1 protein-coding gene is annotated in these 881 nt (G+C 71.7%); it reads right to left on the reverse strand.

The features are described from left to right. Nucleotides 1-871: DUF6716 putative glycosyltransferase (locus tag AC5RUJ_RS17375; protein WP_494156390.1), on the reverse strand; the 871-nt coding region annotated here is incomplete at its 3' end. Nucleotides 872-881: the final 10 nt, after the last annotated feature.

Here is an 881-nt window from a genome sequence, read left to right on the forward strand (position 1 = left end):
GCTTGCGCCGCTGCACCGCGGCCAGGCGATCCGGATCGGTCGCCAGCTTTCCGGCCCTGGCGCGTGCCGCGAAGTTGGCCAGCATTTCGCCCAGCCGCACCGGCTGGGCGTGGAAGTAGTTGTCCCGCAACCAGCGCGGGTCGGGATGCCCGAACCTGCCGGCCACCAGGTCCTTCAGGTTGCCGACCAGCCCGGAACCGTCGAACACCTTGTTCAACATCTGCTCGGAGAGTCCGAAGTCGTCCAAAATGAGCACCGGCAGGCCGGCGTCGAGCGCTTCCAGGGCCGCGGTGGAGCTGACGGTCGCCATGGCCGCTCCCGGGGTGAGCTGGTCGGACATGGGGCCGGTGCAGAACTGCAGTTCGTGTCCGGCCACCGCCCGCGCCGCCACCAGGTCAGACCACAACTGGTCGAACGGGTACTGCTCCGTGTGCGTCTGCGGCTCCCCCGCCCAGGCCCGCAGCTTCACCCGCACCGACAGCTCCGGCCGGCGCCTGGCCAACGCCGCGAGGGCCTGCAGGATCGCGACGCGCTGCTCCCGCTCCACCGGAACCTTGGCCTGCGGCGCGAACACCACCGAGTCCAGCGGCTTCTGCTGTGGCTCCGGGCGCCCGGCGGAGGCCAGGAACGGCAGCCGCGACACCAGGATCCGCTGCGGCAGCCCCATGGCGTCGGCCAAGTCGCTGAACGCCCGGCACTCGGCGTGGCTGTGGGTGATGAACGCGTCCCCGAGCGCCCGGTAGTTCAGCGCCTTGCGGGTGGCCGGGAAGGCCACTCCCGGCAGCGCGGATACCAGGGCGGGCCGCCGCGGCATCCGGGACGCCTGGGTGAAGATTTCCTCCACGATGGGCCCGGTGGCTGCCGCGAGCACGACGTCGGCG

Source organism: Arthrobacter sp. Y3223164 (genome assembly GCF_059091005.1).